18 protein-coding genes and 1 tRNA gene are annotated in these 22832 nt (G+C 67.9%); 7 read left to right on the top strand and 12 right to left on the bottom strand.

The features are described from left to right. Positions 1 to 18 precede the first annotated feature (18 nt). On the top strand, positions 19 to 1533 hold the full coding sequence (locus I6B53_RS05790) for an Hsp70 family protein (protein WP_216763288.1): 1515 nt from the start codon (positions 19 to 21) through the stop codon (positions 1531 to 1533). A 74-nt stretch (positions 1534 to 1607) separates the two neighbouring features. Here the strand turns inward: I6B53_RS05790 and I6B53_RS05785 are convergent, their stop codons facing one another. From I6B53_RS05785 to pepN, 7 genes are all read right to left on the bottom strand, one after another. Further along, positions 1608 to 2165, bottom strand: a complete 558-nt coding sequence (locus I6B53_RS05785) for a MerR family transcriptional regulator (protein ID WP_216763287.1) — start codon at positions 2163 to 2165, stop codon at positions 1608 to 1610. A gap of 165 nt (positions 2166 to 2330) precedes the next feature. Next, a complete protein-coding gene (locus I6B53_RS05780; RefSeq protein WP_216763286.1) occupies positions 2331 to 3101 on the bottom strand; it encodes a MerR family transcriptional regulator in 771 nt (256 codons plus the stop codon). Then, complete coding sequence (locus I6B53_RS05775) at positions 3098 to 3532, bottom strand: FHA domain-containing protein (RefSeq protein ID WP_301554126.1); 435 nt, start codon at positions 3530 to 3532, stop codon at positions 3098 to 3100. Before I6B53_RS05775 ends, I6B53_RS05780 begins: the two co-directional genes overlap by 4 nt. Positions 3533 to 3631: 99 nt before the next feature. Then, on the bottom strand, positions 3632 to 4486 hold the full coding sequence (locus I6B53_RS05770) for a DUF881 domain-containing protein (RefSeq protein ID WP_253953787.1): 855 nt from the start codon (positions 4484 to 4486) through the stop codon (positions 3632 to 3634). A gap of 1 nt (position 4487) precedes the next feature. After that, positions 4488 to 4820, bottom strand: coding sequence for a small basic family protein (locus I6B53_RS05765; RefSeq protein ID WP_216763285.1), 333 nt, complete (start codon positions 4818 to 4820; stop codon positions 4488 to 4490). 1 nt (position 4821) lies between these two features. After that, complete coding sequence (locus I6B53_RS05760; RefSeq protein WP_253953785.1) at positions 4822 to 5640, bottom strand: DUF881 domain-containing protein; 819 nt, start codon at positions 5638 to 5640, stop codon at positions 4822 to 4824. Further along, positions 5637 to 8231, bottom strand: a complete 2595-nt coding sequence (gene pepN / locus I6B53_RS05755) for an aminopeptidase N (protein WP_216763284.1) — start codon at positions 8229 to 8231, stop codon at positions 5637 to 5639. Before pepN ends, I6B53_RS05760 begins: the two co-directional genes overlap by 4 nt. Positions 8232 to 8310: 79 nt before the next feature. On the opposite strand from pepN, the gene I6B53_RS05750 reads away from it, so the two are divergent. Both I6B53_RS05750 and I6B53_RS05745 read left to right on the top strand, forming a co-directional pair. Further along, positions 8311 to 9876 (top strand): UDP-N-acetylmuramoyl-L-alanyl-D-glutamate--2,6-diaminopimelate ligase, encoded by a 1566-nt coding sequence (locus tag I6B53_RS05750; protein WP_216763283.1) that lies wholly within the window; start codon positions 8311 to 8313, stop codon positions 9874 to 9876. 209 nt (positions 9877 to 10085) lie between these two features. After that, on the top strand, positions 10086 to 11132 hold the full coding sequence (locus I6B53_RS05745; RefSeq protein ID WP_301554125.1) for a LacI family DNA-binding transcriptional regulator: 1047 nt from the start codon (positions 10086 to 10088) through the stop codon (positions 11130 to 11132). Between the two features lie 157 nt (positions 11133 to 11289). Here I6B53_RS05745 and I6B53_RS05740 read toward each other — a convergent pair whose 3' ends face one another. The 3 genes from I6B53_RS05740 to I6B53_RS05730 form a co-directional block, all read right to left on the bottom strand. After that, complete coding sequence (locus I6B53_RS05740) at positions 11290 to 13293, bottom strand: sucrose-specific PTS transporter subunit IIBC (RefSeq protein WP_253953784.1); 2004 nt, start codon at positions 13291 to 13293, stop codon at positions 11290 to 11292. Positions 13294 to 13441: 148 nt separating this feature from the next. Beyond that, positions 13442 to 14956 (bottom strand): glycoside hydrolase family 32 protein, encoded by a 1515-nt coding sequence (locus I6B53_RS05735; RefSeq protein ID WP_216763281.1) that lies wholly within the window; start codon positions 14954 to 14956, stop codon positions 13442 to 13444. Positions 14957 to 15027: 71 nt separating this feature from the next. Continuing rightward, a complete protein-coding gene (locus tag I6B53_RS05730) occupies positions 15028 to 15723 on the bottom strand; it encodes an FMN-binding negative transcriptional regulator (RefSeq protein WP_216763280.1) in 696 nt (231 codons plus the stop codon). 236 nt (positions 15724 to 15959) lie between these two features. On the opposite strand from I6B53_RS05730, the gene der reads away from it, so the two are divergent. After that, the gene (der, locus tag I6B53_RS05725; protein ID WP_253954010.1) at positions 15960 to 17387 is read left to right on the top strand and encodes a ribosome biogenesis GTPase Der; all 1428 of its coding nucleotides are present in this window, start codon (positions 15960 to 15962) and stop codon (positions 17385 to 17387) included. Positions 17388 to 17404: 17 nt separating this feature from the next. Here der and I6B53_RS05720 read toward each other — a convergent pair whose 3' ends face one another. Further along, positions 17405 to 18268, bottom strand: a complete 864-nt coding sequence (locus I6B53_RS05720) for an FAD:protein FMN transferase (protein WP_216763279.1) — start codon at positions 18266 to 18268, stop codon at positions 17405 to 17407. 293 nt (positions 18269 to 18561) lie between these two features. Between I6B53_RS05720 and I6B53_RS05715 the strand changes: the two genes are divergently transcribed. Beyond that, a complete protein-coding gene (locus I6B53_RS05715; RefSeq protein WP_216763278.1) occupies positions 18562 to 19284 on the top strand; it encodes a M50 family metallopeptidase in 723 nt (240 codons plus the stop codon). Positions 19285 to 19483: 199 nt separating this feature from the next. Here I6B53_RS05715 and I6B53_RS05710 read toward each other — a convergent pair. After that, a tRNA-Pro gene (locus I6B53_RS05710) sits at positions 19484 to 19557 on the bottom strand. A gap of 198 nt (positions 19558 to 19755) precedes the next feature. Here I6B53_RS05710 and I6B53_RS05705 point away from each other — a divergent pair. Continuing rightward, positions 19756 to 21639, top strand: a complete 1884-nt coding sequence (locus I6B53_RS05705) for a glycoside hydrolase family 2 protein (RefSeq protein WP_216763277.1) — start codon at positions 19756 to 19758, stop codon at positions 21637 to 21639. Positions 21640 to 21662: 23 nt separating this feature from the next. Then, positions 21663 to 22832 (top strand): aminotransferase class I/II-fold pyridoxal phosphate-dependent enzyme, encoded by a 1170-nt coding sequence (locus I6B53_RS05700; protein ID WP_253954009.1) that lies wholly within the window; start codon positions 21663 to 21665, stop codon positions 22830 to 22832.

Below are 22832 nucleotides of genomic sequence, written 5' to 3'. Positions count from 1 at the left end.
CCCCATTAGGGTGGATGCATGAGAATCGGAGTCGACTTCGGAACCACACGCACCACGATCGCCTGCGTCGACAGGGGCAACTATCCCATGGTCTCCTTCGAGGACGAATCCGGCGACCTCCACGACTACATTCCCTCCGTGGCCGCCCTGGACGGCAACCACCTGGTCTTCGGTCACGAGGCCGAACGCCTGGCCTCGGACGGCGCTGCGCACCTGCGTTCCTTCAAGCGTCTTCTCGCCGACGCCGGCGTGACCCCGTCGACCACTGTGCGCCTGGCCCGCAGGGACATCGGACTGGTCGACCTGCTCACCCGATTCCTCGCCCACGTGGCCCAACTTGTCCGCGAATCCTCCTCCGTGGCCACCGTGCCGGCCGACGAGCCCCTCGAAGCCGTTGTCGGTGTTCCGGCACACGCCCACTCCGGCCAGCGTTTCCTGACCATGGAGGCCTTCCGCGCCGCCGGATGGAACGTCTTGTCCATGGTCAACGAACCCTCGGCCGCCGGCTTCGAGTACACCCACCGCCACTCGGGCACGCTGAACTCCAGGCGCACCAAGGTCCTCGTGTACGACCTGGGTGGCGGCACCTTCGACGCCTCTCTTGTCGTGGCTGACGGAGTCGATCACGAGGTCCTGGCCTCACGCGGAAACAACCTGCTCGGCGGAGACGACTTCGACCTGGTCCTGGCTCGCTTGGCGCTCCGATCCGCAGGCCTTTCCCCCGCAGACCTCGGGGACGAGGGGTGGGACACCTTGGTCCACCAGTGCCGCCTGGTCAAGGAGTCCCTCACTCCACAGTCCCGTTTCGCCACCATCGATGTGCAGGGATCCCCTGTGATCCTTCCGGTGCGTGACTACTACGAAGAGGTGCGGCCCCTCGTCGACTCGACCCTGGAGACCATGACTCCCCTGTTGGATCTGGATGCGCAGGGTGCCAGCAAGCTCGCAGCGGATGTGGCCGGCCTGTACGTGGTCGGTGGCGGTGCCGAGCTGCCCGCGGTGGCGCGGATCCTGCGCGATGCGCACGGGCGCCGGGTCCACCGCTCACCTCACCCTGCCGCCTCCACCGCCATTGGCCTTGCCATCGCCGCTGACCCGGCGGCCGCCTACACCTTGCGCGACACGCTCTCGCGGGGAGTCGGTGTCTTCCGAGAGGCCGAATCCGGCGACCTCGTCTCCTTCGACCCCTTGCTCGAACCCGACCTGGTCCTCGCCCGGGGCGAGGACGTGCACGTGGTGCGCCGCTACAGGGCGGCCCACAATGTCGGCTGGTTCCGCTTCGTCGAATACTCGCGCACCGACAGTGACGGCGTGCCGCGCGGGGACGTCATCCCCTGCGGCGAGGTCTTCATGCCCTTCGACCGACAATTGCAGGGCGCGCAGGTCGACCTGTCCCGGGTCGAGGTCGTGCGCACCGAGGACGGACCACTGGTCGAGGAGCGCTACACCGTGGATCGGAATGGAATCGTCACCGTCGAGATCGTCGACGTCGAAACCGGGTGGAGCGTCGGCCGGAACCTCGGGAAACTCTGAGCCGCGAAGGGGTCCTCTCCCCCGCGGCGCGAATCGCCGCACCGAACCGCGGTGCGGCGGGCCGCTGTGTTGTGTCAGGAGGCGTTGCGCTTGCGACGCCGACGCTCGGCCAAGTCGTCCACCACGGGAAGATCCGCCTGTTCGACCGGCAGATCGGCCAAGGAACCTTCGACCTCGCGCCACACGCGTCCCACGGCGATCCCGAAGACTCCCTGCCCGCCCTGGAGCAGGTCGATGACCTCCTCGGTGGAGGTGCACTCGTAGACGGAGGCTCCGTCGCTCATGAGGGTGACGGAGGCCAGGTCCTCCACTCCCCTGTCGAGCAACTGCCCGACAGCTCGGCGGACCTGCTGCAATGAGACTCCCGCGTCCAGAAGCTTCTTCACGAGTTTGAGGACGAGGATGTCCTTGAAGGAGTACAGGCGCTGGGTGCCCGATCCCTTTGCGGGGCGTACGGAGGGCTGCAGCAGACCGGTGCGCGCCCAGTAGTCCAACTGTCGGTAGGTGATGCCCGCCGCAGTGCAGGCGGCAGGTCCGCGGTAGCCGAGGTCGTCCCCCTGGTCGGCCACGGAGTCACCGAAGAGGACGCCCTGACGTGCCGAATCGGCACTGGGCGCAGAACTCGTGTTCACAGCATGTCCTCCACGTTGACTGGGGGTCGCGGGATCTCCTCACCCAAAGCTAGGCGGGCGAACCCACAATTTCAACGACACTCCCGGCGCGTCTCACCCTCAAGCTGAAGGTGAATGTTGCCGCGCCCACTCGACAATCCCGGTCGCCGGGCGATTCGCCACCGCTCAGCGTCGATTTAGGTTGTGCAGGGACACACGGAGCATCTCCCGGTGCAGGTCGGCGAAGAGTTCACCGAGCTCTGCCGAGCGGGCCGCCGCGCGCTCCGCATCACCCGCCCGTCGCCTCGAATGCTGGGAGGTCACCGTCTGGTCGATGATGTCCGCACTGCGCTCGGCGCCCGTGCGCACCGCTCGCAAGGTCCGCACGTCGATTCCGCAGCCCTCCAGCTGGAGCAGCAGTGACACGACTTGGATGCACCTGGAGGGGAAGTAGCCGGCCAGGTCCGGGGTCACCAGCCCCAGGCGCGTGAAGCGTTCCAAGGTCTCCAGATCCGCCCCGGTGAGGTCGCACAGGTCGGAGGCGGGCACTGCCGGACGATTGCCCACATCGACCACCCGACCTTCGGAGGCCACCACGCGGGCGCTGCGCGAGGGAGCGGGTTCGTGCCCGGCGTCCAGAGCCCGCAGCTCGTCACCGATCACACGCAAAGGGGCGAATGTGTCCCGTTGACGCTGGAGGACGAAACGCAGCCTGGCCACATCTGCCGGCGAGTACTTCCGATAGCCGGAGGCCGTCCTCGTCGGGGACACCAACTCCTGGTCCTCCAGGTAACGCACCTTGGAGACGGTGATGGCGGGGAACTCCTTGGCCAAGGTCTCGACGACTTGACCGATGGTCAAGCTGGCCTTGCGGGAGACTCCCCTGGGCCACGGCACGAGCGCAACGTCCTCCTGCGCCCCGGCAAGCTCACGGGCGGCTGCGTCCCTCGTCGTCATGCGTTGCGCGGTGAGGGCTGGTAGGTCAGGCGGTACTTGCCGATCTGGACCTCGTCGCCGGCCTTGAGCACCGCCTGGTCGACGCGTTCACGGTTGACATAGGTGCCGTTGAGGCTTCCGGAGTCGCGGACCATGTGCACCCCGCCCTCGTGAGGAAGGAACTGGCAGTGCTTGCGCGAGACGGTGACGTCATCGAGGAAGATGTCCGAACGCGGCGAGCGGCCGGCATTGGTCACCTCGGCGTCCAGAAGGAAGCGGGCACCGGTGTTCGGTCCACGCTGGACGATGAGCAGCGCCGAACCGGCCGGCAGCGCCTCCACGGCGTCGCGGTCGCGCGGCGAAAGGGCCACAGGTCCCTCCGGCGCCTCGCCAGCCATCGGGAGACCGAAGACCGAGGTGGTCGTCGGGTCGAACTCCTGCTGCTGGTCCACGTCGAACCTCCCTGGTCTCGTCAGCTGAATGTCCCCATCCTAAGCGGACACCCAGCCCTTTCGCTTCTTGAGAACAATGACTCATAGCGCGAGCAACCCTCAGTTGTTGCTCGGCACCGCCCAAGCGGGGGGTTGTGCGGTGGCGACGGAGTCGATCTTGATCCTTTCACTCTCCAGGATGTCGACTTGTGCGCCTTTGGCACGCATCTGCGCAGCTGAGCCGGCTTGGATCTCCAAAGCCGCAGCGATCGTCTTCGCCGGGCCGATGATCTTCCACACATACGGTGACGAGATCCGCTGCCCGTTGACGAGGACGCCGCGTGCGTCCGAACTGAAGTAGGCACGAGACGTCAGGCGCACGCCGTTGAGTTCGACCGCCTCGGCCCCCGCATTGCGCAATTCGCCCAGGGCCATGACGAACTGGGTGGCCCCAAGGGCGTTGTCCTTGTCGATGACCGTGACCTGGACGCCCTGGCCCGTGACAGGAACCGTACCGGCGTTGACGCGTGCCAGTTCCGTCGTCTTGCGCACGGCTTCGTCGGCGGCGCTGCGTTGGTCGGCCGCCCGACGCAATTGGTCGAGCCGGGTCTGCAATTCAGCGCGCTCGGCACGCAGCACCTTTTCGCGTTCGTCCAATTCTCCGAGGAGGATCACCAGGTCCTCCTGTTTGAGGGTCTCCAGCGGGTCGTGACGTTGGGAACGCACCTGTGTGACCAAGGCCGTGCCGAGGAAGAGGCAGATGACGAGCAGCAGGACGTGCATGGCCCGTGGAGCGGCCACCGAGGCGCGGCCGATGCGGGTCCACAAGCGTCGCCTGCGGCCAGGAGCCGGTTCACTCTCCGGCTCGGGCACTTGAGGATCCGTCTCGGGCGCTTGGGGAGTCGGCGGCTCGTGGGTCTCCACCCCATCGGAGTGTTCCTCGGGGGAGGTCGTCATGTCGATCGTGTCTGCCATGTCACGCCTTGAGGAGCAGACGTCGGATGGACGCGGTGTTGGAGAAGATGCGGATGCCCAGGACCACCACCACCGCCGTGGTCATCGCCGAGCCGACCCCCAACTGGGTGCCCAGCCACACGAGCAGGCACGCCACCACGACGTTCCAGAAGAAGGAGGTGACGAAGACCCGGTCGTGGAAGTGTCCTTCCAACCAGGCACGGCCGGCGCCGAAAAGGGCGTCCAGGCCCGCGACGACGGCCACCGGCAGGAATGGCTGCAGCCATACGGGCACCGTCGGGTCGATGAAGAACCCGATGAGGATGCCCAGTGCGAGACCGATGATGGCGATCATGTCACTGTCCTCCTGTGGACTCAGTGGCGTGGCGGAGTGTGCGCACATCCAGCGCGGGCATGGAGATCGAGGTCTGGGCACTGGCGGCCACCGAGATGCCGTTGACGGACTCGACACTGGAAAGGTAGTCCCCTGTGGACCCGCGCACCAGTGCCGTCGACATGGTGTTCGCATCCCCGATGGCTCGGATCTCGTAAGGGGAACTGATGGGGGTCACGTTGACGAGGACGCTTGCTCCGGCGGTCCTGATGAATGTGGCCGGACCCACGCGGATGCCGTTGACTGTCACGGCCTCAGCGCCTGCGGACCACAGGGCGTTGACGACCATGCGGATGTCCTGGTCGCGCACCAGGCCCCCGGAGGGGGTGGAGGTGTCGGCGGAGTTCTTCAGTGTGACCAGCAGCCCGGGGCCTGTGACGTCCTGGGCGGCGACGGCCAGAGCCAGGGCCGGGTCCAGGCGCGCCCCGGCCGCAGTGGAGCCTCCCGCCGCTTCGACCTCCTGGGCCAGGGACTGGACGGAGTCCTCCAGGGCGGCGACGGCCGACTGCTGGGTGAGCGCCCGGTCGAGCAGTTCGTCGTGGATGTCGATCCGCTCCGGCACGCGAAGGGCGCGTACCGCCCACGTGCAGGCCACTCCCAAGGCGACGGCCAGGAGGACGGTCAACATCCGCTCCCACCAGCGGGGCTTGTGGGTTCCGCCGTTCTCCCAGGCGGCGTAGCCGGCATCGAGAGGATTGCGCAGCAGCCCGGTGAGCAGGGACATGGAGGCTGCCGGGTCGGGGCGGGCCTCGGGGTTGTGGTGGGGTTCCGGGTGGCTCATGGGCGACCTCGTTCCCGCACCGAGCGCACCCGTTCCAGGTCGTCGGCCACCTCACTCAGGAGACGCACCAGCTGGTCGGGCAGGGGCTGGTGGTCCTCCAGCCACCGGCGGAGCCTCTCGGGCGGGCAGGTGTCGGGGTCCGAGGGCGCCGCGCCTGCCACGAAACGCAGACTCATGCCGATGGAGTGGCTGCGCCAGAACGGGAGGACCTCGCCGAGGAAGAGATCGACGAGCTCGCTCCCCTTCCAGGTCGAGCGTGACAGACCTTCCAGGGTGGCGCTGAGATGCTCATTCGACAGGTCAGCGCGTGTGACCGCCTCCCAGGCGGCCGCCCGTACATCCGGGTCCGGTCGAGCACTCATCGCACACAGGTGGCGCACGACGTCCTCGCCGGAGGCAGAGGTCCCCAGCCACGCCGCCAGGCGCACTTCGTCGGCAAGGCCGTGCGCGGCCACACCGCTTCGGGCGGACCACGCGGTCACCGCGTCCACCCCTGCGCCGTCGAAGGTGCCTTCGACCAGTTGGGCAGTCACCGGGCAGGCGGCGACGTGGTCGGCGGGCATGTGGGCAATGGTCCGTGCGAAGGCCTCCAACCATGCGCGTCCTGCACCGTCTGCGGCTCCTCCGGCGTGGCGCGCAGCCTTGACGCAGGCCCCCGCGAAGGCCAGCGCCAAGTCCTGGCGCCGCTCCGGCAGGACGTAGGAATCCAGGCATGTGCCCACACAGCGCAAAAGCCGTCGCAGAACCGCTTCCTGGCTCTCTCCCAATCCTTGGGAGGCCACGGCGTGGATGAAGTCCTCGGGCGCCAGCTCGGCGTCACGCACCGCATTCCACAGGGCGGACCAGACCACTGCCCTGGTCAGGTCGTCCGGGCAGGCGGCGATGTGGCTCAGGGCGATTGTCGTCGAGGCGGGGTCCAGGCGGGTGATGGCGTAGGTGAGGTCCTCGTCGTTGACGAGAACCATGTCGAGGTCCCCCACCGCACCGGGCCTTGCCAGCAGGCCTTCCGGGTCGATCCTTGCGCAGGCGCCGTCGATGTCGACCTCGAAGCGGTGGGTGCGCCGCAGGGTGGCGCCCTCGACCCGCCATGTGCTCACCACGAGGTGATGCGGTCTGAGAACCAGCGCCTGCTGGGCCGCGCACTCCTGGTGGAGGAGGAAATCCTGGACGGCGCCATCCTCCTCCACCCTCCAGGAGGCCCGCAGGACGGAAGGACCGGTGGTGTGCAGCCACGCCTGCTCCCAGGCCTCCAGGTCCCTGTCCGAAACCGCCGCCAGGGCGTGCAAGAGGTCGGACAGACGGGTGACTCCGTGGGCGTGGTCGCGGAAGTAGCGGCGCACGGCCGAGAAGAACACGTCCTCGCCCACCCAGGCGACCAGCTGTTTGAGAACGGAGGCCCCCTTGGCGTAGGTGATGCCGTCGAAGTTCGTCGTGGCGGCCTCCACGTCGGGGATGTCCGCGACGATCGGATGGGTGGTCGAGCGCAGGTCCTGCTCGTAGGCCCATCCCTTTCGTGCCAGGGCAAAAGCCGCCCACTCCCCCGTGTAGCGGGTGCCTGTGGCCGCCGCAAGGGTCCCTTGGTGGTCGGCGAAGGATTCCTTGAGCCACAGGTCGTCCCACCAGGCGGGGGCGGCCAGGTCGCCGAACCACATGTGGCTCATCTCGTGGAGGATCGTGTTGGCGCGCGCCTGGCGTTGGGCGTGGGACAGGGGGTCGCGGCCGAGGTGGTGTTCGGTGAAGGTCACGCACCCGGGGTTCTCCATGGCGCCGAGGTTGTACTCGGGCACGAAGACCTGGTCGTAGCCGCCCCACGGGTAGGTGATGCCGTAGCGGGTGTGGAAGAAGTCCAGGCCCGCCCTGGTCACCTCGATGATGTCCTCGACATCCATGTACGGGGCCAGAGCCTGTCGGCACGCCAGACGCAGCGGGATCTCGAGGTGGCCGCCGTCGGCCTCGTCCCCGGTGGCTCCCCCACTCCACGATCCCGCATCGACCACCGCGTAGTGTCCGGCCACGACGGCGGTGATGTAGCTCGACAGAGGCGGGGTCGTCCCGAAATGGTGGCGACGCAGGTCGGGTGCGACCTGCTCGCAGTGGGTCGTCGCCCCGTTGGACAGGACCTCCCACCCAGCGGGGGCCAGGACGTGGAAAGTCCATGTCGGTTTGACGTCGGGCTGGTCCAGGCACGGCCACGCGCGGTGGGCGTCCGCAGGTTCGAATTGCGTGTACAGGTACACGCGTGAGTCCTCCGGGTCGACGTAGCGATGCAACCCCTCCCCCGTTCGCGAGTAGCGACACCGGGCTCGCACGACCACCTCGGTCTCGACCGAGGTGGGCACCGCCCGCACGTGGAGGGTCTGCCCCTCATGGACCCACTCGGCCGCCCGTCCATCCACCAGGACCTCGAGAACCTCCCCGTCGACGTCGACCGTGAGCCCGGGCCGATCGGTGACCAGGGTCAGGCTCGAGGTCACCGGGAAGGTGGCGATCTCGACGTCGGCGCCCTCGGACAGGTCCAGGTCGACGTCCACATGGCGCAGGTCCACATGCGCCCTGCGGTCACGGGCGCTTTCGCGCGAGAGTGAGGTCATGGGCGCAATGGTAGTTCGGGAGCGCACCCCGACCATGGGGACACCCGGCACCATGGCAGACCGGTCTAGAGTTGCCCCCATGAGTTCCGTCCTCGACATCCGTCCCCGCGTCCGGCCCATGTCCCTTCGTGAAGCCCTCTCCCGCGTGCCGGGAGCCGCCCTCGCCGACGGCGACGAGGCCCAGTGGGAGACCCCTGTGAGTGGGGTGAGCGTCTCCTCCGTCGACATCGACCAGGGGTGGATCTTCGTGGCCGTTCCGGGGCTGGTCAAGCACGGGGCTCGTTTCGCGGCCGCCGCCGTGCGCGCCGGCGCGGTGGCAGTCGTCACCGACGCCGAGGGCGCCTCCCAGGTTCGCGAGGCCGGGGTCTGTGTTCCCGTCGTCCTCGTCGACAATCCGCGTTCGGCCGCCGCCCTCGTCGCGGTCGCCGTTCACCGGGACCCCGCCACCCGCCTGCTGACCATCGGCATCACGGGCACGAACGGCAAGACCACGACCTCATACCTCACGCGGGCTGCGCTCAGCGTCGCACATCCGGATCCGGCCATCTGCGGAACCGTGGAGTCGCGGGTGGGGGCCGTGCGCTTCGACTCCGACCAGACCACCGCAGAGGCGCCGGTCATTCAGCGCCTCTTGGACCTGGCGGGACAGTCCGGTCAGGGCGCTGCTGTCGTGGAGACCTCCTCGCACGCACTGAGCCTGAACCGCGTCGACGGCATTGTCTACGACGTCGCCGTCTTCACGAATCTGCAGCACGACCACCTCGACTACTACGGTGACATGGAGTCCTACTTCAGGGCCAAGGCGATGCTCTTCACCCCCGAGCACTGCTCGCGCGGCGTGGTGTGCGTGGACGATGAATGGGGCCGGCGCCTGGCCCGTGAGGCCACCGTTCCCGTCGTCACCGTCGCCGCATTCACGGACACTCCAGCCCACTGGCAGGTGCGAGACATCACCGCCGACAGACAGACCTTCTCCACGGTCTTCACGCTGGTCGACCCGCAGGGGCGGACCCACCGCGTGAGAATGCCGATCCTGGGCCGGGTCAACGTCCAGAACACGGCGGTGGCCTTGGCCGCTGCGGTCAGTGCCGGAATCTCCGTCGAGGACGCGATCACCGGGATCGAGGCGGCCGAGCAGATCCCCGGGCGGATGGAGAAGGTGAATCCTGAGCCCGGGAACCTGCCCCTTGTGATCGTCGACATGGCCCACACCCCTGAGGGCTTCCGGTGGACCATCGAGGCATGCAAGGAGCTGGTCCAACGCAAGTTCGTCATGGTTTTCGGCACCGATGGGGACCGTGACGCCTCCAAGCGTGAGGAGCTGGGTGAGATGGCGGCCCGCGAGGCCGACATCCTGTGGGTGACAGATGAGAACCCCCGCACCGAGGACCCGCAGGCAGTGCGCGACTACCTGTTGCGCGGCATTGCACGGGTGCGCCCGGACATGCACGACGTCACTGAAATCACCACCTGTCGTCGCGACGCGGTGCGCAAGGCGATTCTTGCCGCCCAGGCCGGGGACGTCATCCTCATCCCCGGCAAGGGCGCAGAGTGGTACCAGGACATCGACGGGATCAAGCACCCCTACAACGACGTGCCGGTGGCTCGGGAGGTGCTCACGCAGGATCCTCGCGCGCGCATGTGACCGGCAGGCGCCCTGGCTTCCGTGAGGTCGTCCGTGTTCAGGACGCGCACGGATTTGGTTGCGCACCTGCCGGTGGCCTCAGGCACAATGGTCGTCAGACAGATGTCAATCGATGGTGAGACCGCGCTGCGTGGCGACGCTGCATGCGGGTGCGTCCGCCAGCGCCGTGCCCGATGCACGGGCGCGCCTCGACCCAGTGGAGGTCACCGGTGAACCCTCGTTCCGAGCCCACGTTGGCGGATGTCGCCGCCCTTGCCGGAGTGTCCCTGACCACGGTCTCGCGTGTCCTCAACAGTCGCGGCTACCTGTCCCAGGAGACGAAGGACAAGGTGGCCTCCGCGATCGCGAGCCTGGGTTATCGGCCCAACCAGGTCGCTCGCGCCCTGCACGGAATGCGCACGCAGACGATCGGGTTGATCGTGCCGACCGTGGCCCTTCCCTTCTTCGGGGAACTTGCGGTCGAGGTGGAAAACGCATTGGCCGAACACGGTTACCGGATCCTCATCTGCAATTCCCTGGGCAAGGCGGAACGTGAACGCGAGTACTTGAACCTACTGGTCGGCAACAGGGTTGACGGCATCATCTCAGGGGCCCACAACGAGGACCTCGAGGAGTACCACGACATCCGCATGCCCTTGGTGACCATTGACAGGGCCCTGTCCCCTGCTGTCCCCAATGTGCGCTGCGACAACCATGCTGCGGGGCGTGAGGCCACCGAACGTCTGTTGACCGGTGGCGCCAGGCGCCCGGCCCTGCTCACTTCCAGTTCGGGTCCGCAGAATCTTCGCGAGACGGGCTACCGGGAAGCGTTGTCGGCCAAGAAGATCACCCCGGTGGTGCTCACCGTCCCTTTCCACACCCCGGTCGAGCAGCGCCAGGCGATGGTCGACGAGCGGCTCGACTCGGTGGCGGAGCTCATTGACGCCGTCTTCGCCACCGATGACCTGGCGGCGGCGGAGGTCCTGGAGTGGGCGCGCACACGCGGATTGTCGGTGCCCGAACATCTTCGGGTTATCGGCTTTGACGGGACCTCGGCGATTCGTCGCGCCCTGCCCGGGTTGACCACTGTGCGCCAGCCCATCGAGGCGATTGCGCGTGAGGCCGTGCGGATCCTTCTCGGCCAGATCGAAACCGCCCGGCGCCAGCGGCGCCGCAGTGCCGGCGGTGGCCAGGACGGGGCCTTGGGCAACGAGGTGCGCCCCGTCTACGGTCCCGTGGAGTTCCCGGCGACCATCGTCGAAGGATGGACTGCCTGAGCGCCCCTTTGGAGCCGCCCGGGTCGGGCACTGCGAGTGGCCGTCCGGTGACGAGGGCGGGGCAGCGCTTTCACCGCCGACGGTTCGCACACCGGTCGAGGCATGCAAAGGGGGCGGGTCCGTGTCGGACCCGCCCCCTTCCACCTCATGACGTGCTTCAGACAGTGACATCCTTGGGGGTCAGTTCGAGCAGCGCGTCTCCCCGCTCGACCAAGTGGTCAGCCACAGGGGTGACGTCGGAGAACTTCTTCTTGTTGGAGATCACCACCGGGGTCACTGTGGAGTAGCCGGCGGCTTTGATGCCGTCCCAGTCGACCTCGGCCAGGACGTCTCCGCGGCGCACGACGTCGCCCTTCTTCACACGCGGGGTGAAGCAGCGTCCCTCGAGTTTGACGGTGTCCATGCCGACGTGGATGAGGATCTGTGCGCCGGAGGCGGACTTGAGGGCGTAGGCGTGGCCCGTGTCGAAGGCGACGATGACTTCACCGTCGACCGGAGCGACCACGGGGCCGCCCTCGGGATCGATGGCCACGCCCGGGCCGAGCAGTCCACGGGAGAAGGATTCGTCGGCCACCTGGTCCAGCGGGAGGACGGTTCCCGCCAGGGGTGCGGTCACGGTGAAGTCCTGCGCGGCCTCATCCGGAAGAACCGCGGCGGGCGCGGCGCCACCTGCCGTGGTGGAGTCCGCCGCGGGCTCAGCAAGCTCTGCCGCAGGTGCTGCTGCGCCGGGGGCGAGCATGTCGGCCTTGCCCCGGGTCATTGCGTAGAAGAAGGTGACGCCGAAGGCCAGGGCGAAGACGAGCAGTTCCAGTGCGATGTAGGCGGGGATGGACTGCGGGATGATCGAGACGAATCCGACGAATCCTGCGGCGCCCAGAGCCTGTCCGCGCACGTTGAGCAGGGCCACACCCGCCGAACCGATGGCCGCCGCGCCCATGGCGATGAAGAAGGGCCAGCGCAGACGCAGGTTCACACCGAAGATGGCGGGCTCGGTGATGCCGAAGACGGCGGAGGCACCGCCCGCGCCTGCCAGACCCTTCATCTTGGCGTCTCGGGTCTTGGCGAAGACCGCCAGCGCAGCGGCGCCCTGGGCGACATTGGCCATGGAGGCGATGGGGAAGATGAAGTCGCCGATGCCGCCATTGACCGGGAGCAGGGGGATCTCGACCGCGGGGAAGGACTGGTGCAGGCCGGTGACGACGATCGGACTGTAGACGAAGCCGAAGAGCAGACCGCCGAAGACACCGAGTGTGGTGTACACCCAGTTGATGCCGAAGGTCAGCCCCTCAGCGACGATACGGGTGACGGGGCCGATGGCGATGAACGCGAGGAAGCCGGTGACCAGCAGGGTGACGAGCGGCGTGAGCAGGAAGTCGACGGTGCCCGAGAGGCGCTTGTGCAGCCACTTCTCGATGAGGCACATGACCCAGGTGACCGCCAATGTGGGGATGACCTGCGCCTGGTAGCCGATCTTCGCGACATCCATGCCGAAGAGGTGCCAGTACTCCACCTCGACCTTGCCCGCCAGGGCGTCACCGGTGCTCCACGCGTTGAGCAGATCACCGGAGATCATGGCCGCGCCCAGGGCGGCGCCGAGGTAGACATTGCCTCCGAAACGCTTGGCCGCCGAGAAGCCGACCAACACGGGCAGCGCGGCGAAGGCTGCCGAGGAGATCATGTTGATGAGGTTGGCGTAGTCGGAGATCCACGGCCACATGTCCGTCAGCGCCTTCGGGCCGAAGAGGCCCTCAGCGGTGAGGACGTTGTTGATGGCCATCATCAGACCGCCGGCGACCAGCGCCGGGAGGATCGGCACGAAGATGTCGGCGATCATCTTGATGAAGCGGGAGAAGATGTTTCCGCCCTGGGCCGCCTCTTCCTTGGCTTCGTCCTTGGAGACCTCACGCACTCCGTGATCGGAGACCATGTGCCGGTAGACGATGTCGACGTCTCCGGGGCCGACGATGATCTGGAACATGCCGCCTGCGGCGAAGGTCCCCTTGAGGTCCTCCTGAGCGTCCAGGGCGGCCTGGTCGATCTTCGTCGAGTCGGCGATGACCAATCGGAGTCTGGTCGCGCAGTGGGCGGCTGCGCTGATGTTCGATGCCCCTCCGACGGCTCTGACGACGTCCGCCGCGACCTTCGCGTGATCCATTGCCATCCACGCCCCTTCCTGGGTGCCCGCCCGGTTCCTCGTCCTCGAGAAGTTGTCACGCAGGCCATGTAGCAATCGATTGACATGCTACGGGCCCCCGCCTGTTCGCCGCAAGGGTTTGCCGCGAAATTCTCCCGTCTTTCGCCGGCCCGGCTCAGTCGAGTCGGGCCACCTCCACCCGGTCGACACCCACCGCGCCGAAGGAGCGCAGGTCAATCCCACTTCCAGTCCCTTCCAGGAAGGAGCGTAGGGTGAACACGCGGCGACCGTTGCCCAGGAAGACCTCGGTGATGGAGCGGTCGTGGACGATCTCGACCCACTCGGCCTCACCCGGATCCAGGCTGACCGTACGGACGCCCCCATGCGGATAGCGGGTGCCCGAACGGTCCACCTGCAGCCGATCGGCGCTCAGGCGGATCTCAAGGCCGCTGTCGCCTCCCACACCCATGACCAGCTCGGCGGCCCCCTCGAAGCGACAATGCAGACGCACGCGCCACGCCCTCGCCCCCTCCAGGGCGCGCACCGGCATCGAGGCCCCCTCGCCACCGAGGGCTTCGGGCCCTTCGACGGCCGCACCCTGAAGCGGAAGACCGGGCAGATGCGGGCGCTGATGAAGGACGCCCCCGACCACGTGCAGTTCCCGGGGGGTGGTCAGTGCATGGACCCAACCTCCCGATGCCATCGACGGCTGGTCGTCTTCGCCGGCATTGCCCGCCCATCCGATGAGCAGCGGCGCCGGGGCACCGTCCACGTCCCCCCAAGAGTGAGCGCGGTGGGCGAAGACCTGCGGCGCATAGAACTCGAAGCCGCGGTCCAGCTCCTCGTAGGTCCCGTCGGCGCCGAGGAACCGAGTGCCCTCCAAGTGCCCGACGACGTACACGCAGGGGAAGACGTTCTCGAAGCCTTCCCGCTGCGGCGCAATGCCCTGGGGACAGAAGATGAGGACGTCCACCGTCCGCCCGGTGGCCTCGTCGCGCATGCGAACCAGGTTCGGGCACTCCCACATGTATCCGAAGGAGTCGAATGCTCCCCCGGCGTCAGGGAAGGTGAGTTCCCCCTCCAGGCGCCAGCTCCGGCGGTCTTCGGATCGGTAGAGCAGTGCGGCCCCGGTGAGGTCCTCGCGCTGTGCGCCCAGCAGCATCCTCCACGACGGTGCGTCCACCGGCGAGTCGGGATCGAGCCACACCTGGGGGTCACGGAAGTGGGCCGTGTAGCCCTCGGGTTGTGCGGTGACGACGGGCGTCCTCAGTTTGTCGAAGTGGACGAGGTCGCGGGTGGTGACGACACACTGGGTCGCTTCCCGCTGACCGGTGTCGGGATCCTTGTAGTTGCCCGTGTACCACAGCTCGACGCCGTCCTCGGTGGCCAATGCGGTGCCCGAGTACGCGCCATTTCGGTCCTGGTGGCAGTCCGGCAGGATCGCCGGGTCGTGATGGTTCCAGTGGACCAGGTCGGTGGAGGTGGCGTGCCCCCAGTAGACGAGTTTACGGGGATGTTCGGGCGTGTACTGGTAGAAGACGTGGAAGGTGTCGCCATCGACCAGGAGCCCGTTCGGGTCGTTGAGGCGTCCCACGGGAGGGGCGACGTGGAAGACGGGCCAGTCCGGGTCCGTCGGGGCGGTCGATCGGGCGGCAGCCTCGCGCGCCCGGGACAGGAGATCCTCGTTCATGTGTCGAGGGTAACAGGTGTGACACTCGATTGACAGAGCCTTGTGTCATCGTTGTGCACCAGAAGGCACTCTCAGCCCTGTCCCCCGTCGTCCCTCGCACTGGTCACCCGCGCCTTGAGGGCCGTGACCCGGCGCAGGGACTCGATCTTCGCAAAACGCGCCTCGGCATAGGGCAAGGAGACCTCACGCATGAAGGCCGCGAGCTCCGACAGGCCGACCTGCTCGAAGTGCGCGATGACGCTGCGCACGTCGTCGGGGTGCCGATTCTGGCTCATCTTCGCCTTGCCGACCACCTGGTCGACATGCACCTCCACCGCCACGATCGCACGCGCCATCTTCGCCAGCTTGTCCTCACCCACGGCCTCCAGAACCTCCGGGTCCTCGAAACGGTCGGTCAGTGCGCGGGCCGCCCGAAGAGCCGCCTGCGGACTCGCGTCCACGTGCACCCGACCACGCACCTGCAAGGTGACGTAGTCCCAAGTGGGGACGTTGGGCACCGCGTCATTGGTTGCGTACCAGCGGGGCGACACGTAGGCGTCGCCCCGATCCACCAGCACAAGGCCCTCTCCGACCACGGGTGTGCTGGCCTGCGGGTTGATGCGCTGCAGGTGGGTGACCAGGACCTTGCGTTCCGCCTCGTGGTGGAAGGGGACGGGGGTCGCCTGGAGACCGTCCTCGTGAGGGGTGACCAGGGTGGCGAAGAAGGGGGCGGACAACAAGGCGTCGATGTGGTCCTGAGGCAGGACGAAATGGTCGGGGACGTGCATGCCGCACAGCGTATCGGCACCCGCTCCCCGGCGGCGAGGGCGAGGACAAACGCCGAGCCGCACGCACCGGACTCACGGGAGCCCTCAGCTGAGCGCAGACGCACGCCCCGTACAATCGTCGGGTGAACGACTTCGACGAGACTGCCCAGGACCTGACCCTTGCCCCGGGCGAGGACTTCGCAGACCCGGGTGAGCGCCCCGACCTCGACCCCGCGCCCGGCGACGAGGAGGCCCAGCTGCAGGCACGCGCCATGCGGGCCTCCTTGGACCAGTTCGACCTTGACGAGGACGACCTGGCTCTGCTCTCGGGCGATGTCGAGGACCAGGACGAAGCCGGTCCTGCAGCAGGTCTTCCCGTCCTGGCGATCGTCGGGCGCCCGAATGTCGGCAAGTCGACTCTGGTCAACCGGATCATCGGAAGGCGCGAGGCCGTCGTCCAGGACACTCCGGGGGTCACTCGCGACCGTGTGTCCTACCCGGCGGAGTGGAGCGGTCGGGACTTCACAGTGGTCGACACCGGCGGCTGGGAGGTCGATGTCGCGGGACTGGACAGATCGGTGGCAGAGCAGGCCGAGGTCGCCGTGGACCTGGCAGACGCCGTCGTCCTCGTCCTCGACGCCACTGTCGGCGTGACCGACACCGACGAGCGGGTCGTGCGCATGTTGCGCGCCAAGGGCAAGCCCGTCGTCCTTGCCGCCAACAAGGTGGACTCCCCCCTGCAGGAGGCCGACGCCGCCTACCTGTGGTCGCTCGGCATGGGAGAACCCTGGCCCGTCTCCGCACTGCACGGACGCGGCACGGGCGACCTCTTGGACGCCGTCATGGAAGTGTTGCCCGCCGAGTCGGCCGTCGCCACGGCCCTGCCCGCAGGTGGTCCGCGCCGCGTGGCCCTGGTCGGCCGCCCCAATGTCGGCAAGTCCTCGCTGCTCAATGCGCTTGCGGGGGCCGAGCGGGCCGTCGTCAATGAACTGGCGGGCACCACCCGAGATCCGGTGGACGAGTTGGTCAGCCTCGACGGGCGCGACTGGTGGTTCGTCGACACCGCGGGCATCCGACGCAAGATGCACCGTACGACCGGCGCGGACTACTACGCGTCGATCCGCACCCAGGCGGCCCTGGAGAAGGCCGAGGTCGCCCTGGTGCTCTTCGACGGGTCCGAGCCGCTCACCGAGCAGGATGTCCGGGTCGTCCAGCAGGTGGTGGACGCCGGACGCGCCCTGGTCATCGTCAACAACAAGTGGGACCTGGTCGACGAGGACCGGCAGGCGCAGCTGCGCACCGAACTGGAACGCGAGTTGGTCCAGGTCCAGTGGGCGCCGCGCATCAACTTGTCGGCGAAGACCCGCTGGCACACGAATCGCATCACCCGTGCTCTGGACGCCGCTCTGGAGGGGTGGCAGACGCGGATCCCCACGGGCAGACTCAACGCCTTCCTCGGGCAGCTGGTGGCCGCCCACCCGCACCCGCTGCGTGGCGGCAAGCAGCCGCGCATCCTTTTCGGCACCCAGGTCTCCTCCAAGCCTCCACGTATCGTCCTTTTCACCACCGGCTTCCTGGATCCGGGGTATCGCCGCTTCATCGAGCGGCGCCTGCGTGAGGACTTCGGCTTCGTCGGATCGCCGATCCAGATCGGCGTGCGCGTACGCGAACGCAAGCGTCGCTGACCTGTTTCCCGGTCCCGTCAGGTGGCCGCCGGGACCGTGGTGGCCAGGCGCCCCAAGCGGAACAGGCGGCCGTCCTGGACCACCAGCGCGCCCCAGCGCGAGTGCGAACGGCCGATGCGCAGGTCCTCACGGGCGAACTCGTCGAACCATTCGACACTGTCGACGCCGTCGATGAGAAGCCCTGTGGCCAGGGCGTCGGCCAGTGCCGCATCGGGCCCGACCACGGTGGCCTGGGAGGCTCTCGTCCGCCGGGAGTCGCGCCCACTCACGTGGCCCTCCCGTTGACTCGAACCCGATGTGGCGACGGCGCCGGCAACCCCTTCGATGTCCGCGCTCGGTCCGGAGTCGACGACGGCGCACACGACCCGCGTCCGGCCCGGATGGGTGATGCCCACGTGCCAGGCGCCACCGTCGGGCCCCGCGCCGCGTGTGGCCAGGTCGCCTGCCGCGTCCACGCACACATCCGGAAGACCTGCGGCCACCAGTGTGTCCGCCATGAGGGCCGCGCCCCAGCCCTTGACGTAGCCGGAGGGGTCGAAGCCGCCGGGCGCCTTCCACGGGTTGAAGGCTCCACAAGTGATGCTTTCGGCGCGGCGGCACTCCAGGAGGACTCGAAGCATCCATGCACCGTCCACCCCCAGGGTGTACAGATCCGACTCGCAGACCTCTCCCCTACGCATGGCGCTTGTCAGGGAATCGTCGCGCCAAGGGGAAAAGACCGCATCGATGTGGGCCGCCACCTCACGCACAGTGGGCATCGTGGCGTCCAGGACCTCGACGTTCTTCTGGTCCTCCGGCGCGGAACGGTGGTCGACCACATCGACGGTGATGGTCGTGCCCCAGGCGTCAAAGGTCCGACGCAGGACCGGTAGCCGTCCCATCACTGGGCGCCGCTCGTCGTGGCAAGTACCGCGACACCGGCCCGGTGGATCAGCACCTGGTTGTTGATGTGCTGATCGTGGCGGCCCGGTGCCGCCGCCCGTCGGGCTGCGCCTCCCGGTCGCGCGGGTTGGGACAGATGAACGAGGGGTTGTGTCAGTGTCTGCGTCGTCATGGAGCATGACGCTATGTGGCTCTTCTGGGTCGGTGCCACGGGCCGGCTGTGGAGAGCCTGTGAGAATCGGAGATCCCATGCGGGTGCGCCGCATGGGCCGACCTCTGACATTCTTGCCCCATGGAGTTCCTGGAACGAATCATCCAGACCTTCGCGGGAGCCGCTCCCCCCGAGGGCGGCTGGTGGGCGGTCGTGGCAACGGGCGCCGCCCTGTTGTGTGTCCTGACCCCCATGTGGAAGATCGTCAGAGTCGTCGTGGTCGTCACCCACGAGGTCGCTCATGCACTGGTGGGGCTGGCCTGTGGGCGGCGTTTGACGGGCATCGTCGTGCGCATGGACATGGGTGGCCATGCGGTGACGCAGGGGCGGCCCCGGGGCCTGGGCATCGTGCTGACCACCGCCGCCGGCTACCCGGCACCGGCCCTGGTCGGGGCCCTGCTCGTCTGGGCGTCGTCGCTCGGATGGGCTCCGGCTGTGCTGTTGATCTCCTCGGCGCTCCTCACGGCCCTCCTCGTCAACGCCCGCTCCTTCTACTCGGTGATCGCCTTCGGGGCACTGGCCGTCGGCGCGAGCGCCGCGTGGTGGCTCGCTCCGGCCACGGTGTGTGCCGGAATCGTCATGACCGTCGCCCTGGTCCTGTTGGTGGGTGCGTGGAGGCAGTTCGGAGCCGTCCTCGTCTCCGGCGGCCCCGAGGACGACCCCGCTACCCTGGGGCGTCTGACCCACACCCCCGCATTCCTGTGGCTGGCGTTCTTCGCCCTCGCCATCGGCGGGGCCACATGGGGCGCCTTCGCCGTGGCGCTGCCTCTGCTCACGGCGCCACTGCGTGCTCTGCTGCCCTGAGGCGCCTGTTCCGACTCACGGTTCCAACGCCCCGCCGCTGTGGCGGCGATCGAGCCCGACTCCCGGGAAGCAAGCGACCGACCCGCAAGCCGTTGCTCGGAGCCGCTCGCGGCTCAGAATCTCAACATGAGATTCAACATGAGATCGCGAAAAAAGGAGGAGGCCCGGAACATCAATCGTTGAGATTCCAGGCCTTTCGTCGGGCTGGCGGGATTTGAACCCACGACCCCTTGACCCCCAGTCAAGTGCGCTACCAAACTGCGCCACAGCCCGTTCTTCACTTGTCGCGCCCTCGCGGGCGACTCGGCAATGTTAGCCCACGCCCGAGGTGGTGCGCCAATCGCCACCTGCGAGCGCTGTCACAGTCGGCGCTTCGCCCTCGTCTCCAAGGACTTCCCTCCCCACCCGGCACCACGCGGCGATGATTCAATGGAGCACGCACCGCAGACCCCTGGACCCGGAGGCTCGAGGATGACGACAACTCCCCCCGCACCCTTGCCCCATTCCGATGATCTGTGCACGCCTTGGGGAGCCCTCTTCGACGAGGTGCCGCTGCCGGAGCACCCGGATCCCATGTTCGAACGGCCCAGGTGGCAGAGCCTCAACGGCGTGTGGAACCACGCGATCCGACGCGCCGAGGACCCCAGACCCTCCGAGGACGAATGGGAAGGCACCATCCGGGTCCCCTTTGCCATCGAGTCGGCGGCCTCAGGCGTGCAACGCGAGCTCACGCCCACCGACGTCCTGCACTACCAGCGACGGGTCGAGATTCCCAAGGACTGGCGCGGCCAACGGATCCGCATCGTGTTCCTGGCGGTCGACCACCGCTGCGAGGTGCGCGTCGACGGCCAGGTGCGGGCCCGCCACACCGGCGGATACCTGCCCTTCACCGCCACCGTGGTCGACACGGAGCAGGAGTCCTTCGACTTGCACGTCCGTGTCACCGACCCCACCGACTCCGAAGGGATCCAGCGCGGAAAGCAAGCCCTGCTGCCGCAGACCATCTGGTACACGGCCACCTCCGGCATCTGGGGAAGCGTGTGGATGGAACCGATCCCCGACGCCGCCATCGAATCCGTCGACATCCGCCCGGCTGACACGCTGGACGCCTTCCACGTCCATGTCCGTGGCGAGGACGGCCTTGACGCCGAGGAGTACGAACTCGACATCGAAGCGCCGGACGGATCCCGCTCCACCGTGCGCGGCCACACCGGGCAATGGACCCGTGTTCCCGTCTCGGATGCGCTCACATGGTCCCCGGAACATCCGAACCTCTACCGCTTCACCGTGCGGGCCGGAGACGACCGGGTGAGCACGTGGTCGGCACTGCGCACCGTGTCCATGTCCGACCGTCGGCGCCGAAGACTGCCCCTGCGCCTGCAAACCCGGCGTCAGCACGACAAGCGGACCCCTTACGTGCTGCTCAACGACGAACCCGTCTTCGTCAACGCGCCACTGAGTCAGGGCTACTGGCCCGAATCCGGCATGACTCCGCCCGACGACGAAGCCATCGTGCACGACCTGCGCACCATCAAGGAGATGGGGTTCAATGCGGTGCGCGTCCACATCAAGGTCGAATCCCGGCGTTTCTACCACCACTGCGACCGCCTTGGCCTCATGGTGGTCCAGGACATGGTCTCCGGCGGCAGGCCCGCCCTGGGCATCCAGGCCTCCGGAGTCGTCCAGGCCCTGGACTACACGCTGCCCGACCGCAGCAGGCTCTTCCACGACTGGACCGGACGCACCAGCCACGACAACCGGTCCCAATTCGCCTGCGAACTGGCCGGAATGATCCGGCACCTGCGCTGCCACCCGAGCATCATCATGTGGGTGCCCTTCAACGAAGGCTGGGGCCAATTCGATGCCCGACGCGCCGAGAAGGCCGTGCGGCGCCTGGACCCCACGCGGCTGGTCGATGCGGCCTCAGGGTGGTTCGACCAAGGCGGCGGAGACTTCCGCAGCCGACACCGCTACGTGCTGCGCCTGACCGAACCGCCGTCGGTGGACACCCGCGCCTTCTACCTGTCCGAGTTCGGCGGACTGAACCTGGCGGTCGAAGGCCACACGTGGAAGGAACCGATCCCCTTCGGATACCGTTTCCTGGCCGAGCGCGAGGACCTCGCCCAAGCCATGACCGAGCTGTACCGGGAGCAGCTGATTCCCCTGACCGCACACGGGTTGGCCGCCTGCACCTACACCCAGGTCTCGGACGTCGAACGTGAGAACAACGGCCTGATGACCTACGACCGCAAGGTCACCAAGATCGACCCGCAGCTCATGTCCACCCTCAACAAGGAACTGACCGACGCCTTCGCCCGGGCGATCGCCAAACGCCGCCCCACGAAAGGACGATGACACCGGTGTCCCCCCATCCTCCGATCCGCCCCTCAGCCAGAGGCGCCGCCGTCGACACCTTCCATGCCATGGCCGTGGCCACACGGGCCGGCCAACTGCAGGCCGAGGGCGCCGATGTCATCCGCCTGAGCCTGGGCGAGCCGGACTCGGGAGCGCCTCCACGAGTCCTGGACGCCCTGCGCCAGGTCGCCGACGGCCGCCCCCTGCCCTACACCGATGCCATGGGGTTGCCGGCCCTTCGCGCCGCCATCGCCCAGCGTTACGCCGACGTCCACGGGGTCCATGTCGACCCTCGACGCATCTGCGTGACATCGGGGGCAAGCGCCGCCCTGCTGCTGCTCAGCGCTGCACTGGTCGACCCGGGCGACCACGTGATGCTCGGCGACCCGTCCTACCCGTGCAACCGACAGTTCCTGGCCGCCTTCGGCGCTCAGGTGGACCTGGTGGCAACCTCCGCCGAGACCCGCTACCAGCTGGACCTGAACCTGGTGCAAGACCATTGGCGCCCCGACACCCGCGGCATCCTCATCGCCACGCCCTCCAACCCGACGGGCACCCGCGTCCCGGAGGAGGAATTGCGGCAGATCTGTGGCCATGCGGCCGGCAACGGCGCGTGGCGGGTCATCGACGAGATCTACTTGGCGCTCTCCGACGACGTCGACCGGCGCCTTCCCCGCACTGCCCTCGCCCTGGACCCGGGGGCCGTGGTCCTGTCCTCCTTCTCGAAGTACTTCGGGATGACCGGATGGCGCCTGGGGTGGACCGTGGTGCCCGAGGAGCTGGTCGACGTCATCGAACGCTTGGCACAGAACCTGTTCATCTGCGCCCCCACCCCCGCGCAGATGGCAGCCCTGGAGTGCTTCCACCCGGAGTCCCTGCAGTGGTGCGAGCAGCGCCGGGCCCTGTTCGCGCAGCGGCGCCGGGTGGCCGCTGAGGAGCTTGAACGCATCGGCGTACCGGTGCCCGTCAGGCCCGACGGAGCCTTCTACGTCTACATGGACGTGTCGGGAACGGGCATGGATGCCGACGAGTTCTGCCGGCGCGCCCTGGAGGAGCACCATGTGGCTTTGACCCCGGGCAGGGACTTCGGGCCGCTGACCGCCCGCACCCATGTGCGGCTCTCGTGTGCGGCCAGCACGCAGGACATCATGCGGGGTGTGGCGCGCGTGGGAGAGATGCTCTCCCGTCCCTGA

The organism is Schaalia sp. 19OD2882, from assembly GCF_018986735.1.
Taxonomy (GTDB): Bacteria; Actinomycetota; Actinomycetes; order Actinomycetales; family Actinomycetaceae; genus Pauljensenia.
The sequence above is the reverse complement of the archived record's forward strand: the minus strand, read 5'-3'. Positions and strand labels throughout refer to the sequence as shown.